This is a genomic window from Selenomonas sp. (assembly GCF_052169755.1).
Taxonomy (GTDB): domain Bacteria; phylum Bacillota; class Negativicutes; order Selenomonadales; family Selenomonadaceae; genus Selenomonas.
This window is the reverse complement of the sequence record NZ_JBQNBV010000132.1, coordinates 1-5,492: the sequence shown is the minus strand read 5'-3', so window position 1 is coordinate 5,492 and position 5,492 is coordinate 1. Positions and strand designations below refer to the sequence as shown.

Genomic DNA, 5,492 nt, shown 5'->3' with positions numbered 1-5,492 from the left:
TCCACAGCAGGAAGCATCTCTCGCGCTCGTGCCGCCTTCTGCTGCAGCTCGGCTTCCTGCTGCGCATACGCGCGGCAGAAAGCTTCCGGCGCACGCTCAAAAGCGAGCACGCGCCGCGCGATCTCAGCACGCTGCTCCGTCTCCTCTATTTCCTCCATCGCCGCGAACATGCCGAAGCTGTCGAGCAGCACGGGCGAGAGCACGCCTTCTGCGGGATCCATCGTCCCGACAGGGATGCAGCTTATCTCCTCGACCGCCGATACGCCGTCGCGCTCCAAGGAAAACATCCCCGCCGACGCGCTCTCTAAGACAGACTTCAAGACATCCTCGCGCAGGAGATTCACCTCGTCCATGTAAATGAGCGTATGCGCCGCGCGATGCAGGAGCCCATGACGCAGGCGACGCTCGCCGTCCCGCAGCGCCGCATCCACATCGAAGCTGCCGAAGACCATGTCGTCCGTCGCGCCGAGCGGCAGTTCGACGAGACTCCCTGTCAGCGTGAACGGCGCTGCCGCACGCACAAGGACGGATTTCGCCGTGCCGCGGTTGCCTGAAATGAGCAAGCCGCCCGTGCGCGGATTCACGAGCGCGAGAAGAAGCGCCTTCTTTGCCTGCTCCTGACCGACGACAGCGGTAAACGGATAGCGCGGATATTCCATGCCCATCTCCTCAAGCCAGTACATCATCCACGGCAGACCAGTCGACCTTGCCCTCTTCAAACGGGCGGCGGCGCAGGCGATGCGCGAGCACGAGGCGGCTGACGGCCTTCATATCTTCCTTTGCAACCTCCGTGCGCCCCGAGAAGGCGGCATTCGCCATCGCCGCCTTGATGAGCGTGATGTCGGCGCGGTGCCCGTCGACGCCGAGCGCGAGCGAGATGTGCGCCGCCTTTTCCAGCATTCTATCTGCCACGGCGACGCTTTTGAGGAGAGCACGCGCCCTTTCGATCCTCTCGCGCAATGCTTCCTGCTGCTCCCTGTAGGAAGCGGCAAAACTCTCCGCATCCTGCTCATAAGCGATGCGCCTCTTCACCACCTCGACGCGGTCCTTCGCCTCGCGCTCGCCCGTCACCGTCACCGAAAGGGCGAACCGGTCGAGCAGCTGCGGGCGTATGTCGCCCTCCTCAGGATTCATCGTGCCCACGAGCACGAAGCGTGCAGGATGCGCATAGGAAATGCCCTCGCGCTCCACCGTATTGACGCCCATCGCCGCCGAATCGAGCAGGATGTCGACGATGTGATCGTCGAGCAAATTGATTTCATCGACATAGAGAATGCTGCGGTTCGCCTCCGCGAGAATGCCCGCCTCAAACTCTTTCCTGCCATGCCGGATCGCCGCCTCGATATCGAGCGTGCCCACGACGCGATCCTCTGTCGCACTGACGGGAAGCTCCACGACGCGCATGGGGACGCTCTCCTCCTTCATGCGTGCGCCCGCTGCAGCCTTCCTGCGACAATCGTCGCAGAAAAACTCCGACGCCGCAGGGTCGCAGCGGCACGCACAGCCCGCCACCGCCCGCATGGCGGGCAACAGTCCCGCGGCGGCGCGCACAGCGGTCGACTTCGCCGTCCCCTTCTCGCCCTTGATCAGCACGCCGCCCAAGGACGGCATGACGATATTGAGCAAAAGCGCCTTCTTCATCTCTTCCTGCCCCACGATGGCAGAAAAGGGATATGTCTTTTTCATCATGCAGGTTTTCCCTTTCTCCAGATTTTAGAATCTATCTTTCGGCACATTCACTCATCGACTGCCGAAATATGCGCATCGGCAGGCAGATAAAACTCGTCGCCGTAAACCCTGTAGGCGATTTCCTGCACGCCGTAGACAAAATCCTGCGAGCAGTTGTAGAGGAAGGATGAACGCGGCGATACAAGGCTGTGATTTTTAAGCGCCTTGAGTGTTTGAAGCGCCGGATCCTCGGTATAGCTGCGAATATATGCGTCGAGCCATTCCTGACCTTTCCACGGATAATCGGGCAAGAAAAGCACATCGGGATCTATGGATAGAATGATCTCCTTCGTCACTTCCTGCCCGTTGCGCAGTCCATAAGCGGAAACGCCGTTGATGACACCCGCATAGTGACAGGCGTCGTCGAAACTCGATCCCTTGCCGCCGTATGTGGGCATGAGCGAGAGGAACACGACGCTCTTCCTCTTCTCCTGCGGAATGGCGTCGACCTTCGCCTTGATCTCCGCCAGCTTTTCATCCATTTTTCGCAGCAGGATCTCACCTCTGCGCTTCTCTCCAATCGCTTCCGTCATAAGGCGCACGAGATCCTTGACCTCTGCGAGATCATGCGGTCCCCTGCCAACGACGACCTTAAGCCCCACGTCGCGCAGAGGATCGGCAAGCTCCATATACTGCCAATCTGCAATAAGCACCACATCAGGCTGCAGAGCGACAATAGATTCCACGCTCGGCTGCTCGATCGTCTGCGGTATTTTGGAAGCAAGCTCTACCATATTGGAATTGATGGGATCCTTCATGCTCGAATCAACGGCGACAAGCCTTTCGGGCGGCACGACGCTGAGAACGATCTGATCCAAGGTCGCAGACAAAGTGACAATGCGCTGCGGCGGAGCATCGAAGTGTATCGTGCGCCCCGTGATGTCCGTCACCGCATACGATGTCGAAAAATTCGCAGACGTCTCCTCTACATTCTTTTCGCCGCCGCATGATGTTGTCAGAAAAAGCAGCAAAACAACGACGACGAGGAGCGACGATTGCATGAAGAACTTACTCCGCACAATACCCTTCCTTTCCGAAAACTGCCGATACGGCAGCCCTCTTCAACGCACATTCCGCCGCGCACGGCTCTTCTTTCTCCATGCCCAGCCAGCGCGCGAAACAGCCGCCCCCGCAGGCGCGGAAATCGGGACATCGCCGGCAAAAAATCATACTTCGCTGCATCTTGACAGATACTTCCTGCTGGCGACGCAAATTCACTCCCTGCATAACAGTGCCTAGGAAGAAGCGCTCATCGCCAACGAAAGAGGAGCACGCATAGATGCCGCCATCGGCGTCTACGTGGACGCCTTTGCCGTTCATCGCATGGCAGTGGGAAAAGTCGCTCCCGCCGCGCCCTGCGATGTCTCTCGCCTGCTCCTCCTGCGATATGGCGAGGCGGCGTCCCGTCAAGCGATAAAGTGCATCGCGCCGAGCGAAAACCTCGCGCATCGCCGCCGCCATATCGCTTTCTCGCGGCAAAGCGGCGTTCGTGCCGCGCCCCTGCGCACGCAGGAGATCAAAGCCCAATCGATGTACGTTGCCGAAGTAATACGCCATATCGACGACATCGGTCAGGCGATGGACATTCTCCGCCGTCACAACGCACGTCAGTCCGATGCCGACGCCGCGACGCGCAAGCCGCTCGATGCCCGCCGCCACGTCAGCGGCAGAACCTCTGCCGTCCGAATATTGCCTTTGGCGATCATGCAGCGCAGGTCTGCCGTCGAGGCTCACGCCAATGCCTATGTTGGAATCGCATAGGATGTTCACCGCCTCTTCCGTCAGCAGCGTGCCGTTCGTCTGAACAGCCATGCGCGCCTCGATGCGATGATCGCGCACATAGGCGGCGATACGCGCAAGGAGCGGCAATGCAAGCAAAGGCTCGCCGCCCGAAAACTGCAGGAGGAACGGCTCACCGCAGGAGGCAGCCAGATCGACAGCCCGCCGCGCCGTTTCCCATGCCATCGCGCGTCTCGCTTGACCGCTTGCATAGCAATAGCGACAAGCGAGGTTGCAGTCTCCCGTCAGGCTCAGCACCAGCATCTTCAGCCCCATCGCTCACCCCTTTCCGGCATGTTTGCACATCAAGCATCAATTTCCTGCACTCGCGCCGCCTTCATCGGCAAAACGCTCGGGATAGACGGTCTTTGCCAGCACATAGACGGCTTCGACGGCATTTTGCGAAGCGCTGTAGCGATACGTATCGGGCACGCAGTAAAGATGATTCTCTCGCACTGCCTTTACATGCTTAAACAACGGGTCATTGCGCAGCTTCTCACGAAACTCTTCCGTCTTTTCGCCTTCGGCGCTCCACGAGGGCAGCAGGAACACATCGGGGTCGAGCGCGACGACCTGCTCCATCGATATGCTGTTGTCCTTCGTGAGACCTGCCATCGCCGCGCCGTTTCTGAGCGCGGCATGGCGGCACATGTCGTCAAAGAGATCGTCGCGCCGCCCAAAGACGCCGCTGAAAGCAAAGGCGACGACAATCGGGCGATCCGTCTCCGGAATATCTTCTGTGCGTCGTGCTACATCCGCCAGACGTTCATGCAGCCTTCCGGTCAAGGCCGCCGCTTCCTCTTCCCTGCCGATCACCTTGCCAATGGACTCGATGCGCGGAAAGACTGCCTCGATACTCTTGGGCGTTTTAGAAACAAAGACCGTCAGACCCAGATCGCGCATACTCGCTACGAGTTCCTTCGGCACACTGTCCGTTGTAAGCACAAGGTCAGGATGCTGCGCGAGTACGCGCTCAGGGCTCTTATCGTGCAGCTTCACGGGTACGGCTTTTGCCGCCTCTGCCATGCACGAAAGCCCCGCATCATCCACGTAGGATGAAAGCGCCGCAATCTGTTCGGGCGGCGCGAGCGCGAGCAAGATTTCATCCGTGCCGAGATTGAGCGACACAATGCGCTGCGGCTTTTTGTGCAGCACGATCTCCGTCCCCATATCATCGACGCCGCGGAAAAACTCGCCCTCTTCCTCATCTGCCGCCGTTCCCCATCGCGCACAGGCGCAGAAGAGGAAACCCGCGGCAAAAAGAAGCGCCAGCGCACCGCTGCGCCGCACGATGTCAGAACGTATGCGCATACGTCAAACGGAAATTCAGCGGCAGATCAAGATTGCCGTAGCGGTTCGAGTAGTTTTCCCTGTCCAAAAGATTGTAGACGCCGAGCGTCACGGTGTCGTTCTTTCCCGCCTTGTACGAAACATTCAGGTTGAGTTGTAATTTATCCGGTATATCCTGTGCCGTCCCTTTTTTAGGCATATAATACTCACGATCACCGAGGTATTTGAGATTCACATTGCCCTGCCACTTATCCTTTTGGTAATCAATGCGCACAAGTCCTTCCAAGCGCCCCGCATCCTGCGCCCATGCTTTATCTTTTCCGTTCGGATCTTGCACCTCGGGATTAGATATGCCCGCACCTAATGCAATGCTCCACATTTCGTTAAAACGTTTCTTGTATTCAACCTCGAAACCCGTGTTGCGGAAGTTGCCCTTATTGACCGCATAGTATTGTCCCGTTCCAGTATCATAAGCCCAGCCAAGTTTATCCTGCATATCCATGTGATAGACAGCCGCCCGCCATGTATCGTTCCCATGACGATGCTTAATACCCGTTTCATACGTCCAGCCGCTCTCTGGCTTCAATCCCTGCGGATTCGCATTTTTATACCGAAACATATCGTCCACCGCCGGCATCTGGAATGCTTTCCCGATATTAACATACCATGCCGTATCCCGATCCATCTTATAGTCT

6 protein-coding genes are annotated in these 5,492 nt (G+C 58.2%); all 6 read right to left on the bottom strand.

Annotated features, from left to right (window positions below):
• On the bottom strand, window positions 1-659 hold a 659-nt coding region (locus ACTTKG_RS08800), incomplete at its 3' end, for an AAA family ATPase (RefSeq protein WP_442673841.1).
• Window positions 660-669: 10 nt separating this feature from the next.
• Window positions 670-1,689: an ATP-binding protein gene (locus ACTTKG_RS08795; protein ID WP_442673840.1), complete on the bottom strand. Its 1,020-nt coding sequence runs from the start codon at window positions 1,687-1,689 to the stop codon at window positions 670-672.
• Between the two features lie 47 nt (window positions 1,690-1,736).
• Window positions 1,737-2,747 carry an ABC transporter substrate-binding protein gene (locus ACTTKG_RS08790; protein ID WP_442673839.1) on the bottom strand — a complete coding sequence of 337 codons (1,011 nt, stop codon included), beginning with the start codon at window positions 2,745-2,747 and terminating at the stop codon, window positions 1,737-1,739.
• The gene (locus tag ACTTKG_RS08785; RefSeq protein ID WP_442673838.1) at window positions 2,737-3,783 is read right to left on the bottom strand and encodes a radical SAM protein; all 1,047 of its coding nucleotides are present in this window, start codon (window positions 3,781-3,783) and stop codon (window positions 2,737-2,739) included. Before ACTTKG_RS08785 ends, ACTTKG_RS08790 begins: the two co-directional genes overlap by 11 nt.
• 36 nt (window positions 3,784-3,819) lie before the next feature.
• On the bottom strand, window positions 3,820-4,818 hold the full coding sequence (locus tag ACTTKG_RS08780; RefSeq protein WP_442673837.1) for an ABC transporter substrate-binding protein: 999 nt from the start codon (window positions 4,816-4,818) through the stop codon (window positions 3,820-3,822).
• Window positions 4,802-5,492 (bottom strand): TonB-dependent receptor domain-containing protein (locus tag ACTTKG_RS08775; RefSeq protein WP_442673836.1); only part of this gene is annotated, 691 nt, incomplete at its 5' end. The genes ACTTKG_RS08780 and ACTTKG_RS08775, both read right to left, overlap by 17 nt.

Coding starts and splice junctions, on each gene's coding strand:
- ACTTKG_RS08795 (WP_442673840.1), bottom strand. CDS start 1,689: ATGATGAAAAAGACATATCCCTTTTCTGCCATCGTGGGGCAGGAAGAG.
- ACTTKG_RS08785 (WP_442673838.1), bottom strand. CDS start 3,783: ATGGGGCTGAAGATGCTGGTGCTGAGCCTGACGGGAGACTGCAACCTC.
- ACTTKG_RS08780 (WP_442673837.1), bottom strand. CDS start 4,818: ATGCGCATACGTTCTGACATCGTGCGGCGCAGCGGTGCGCTGGCGCTT.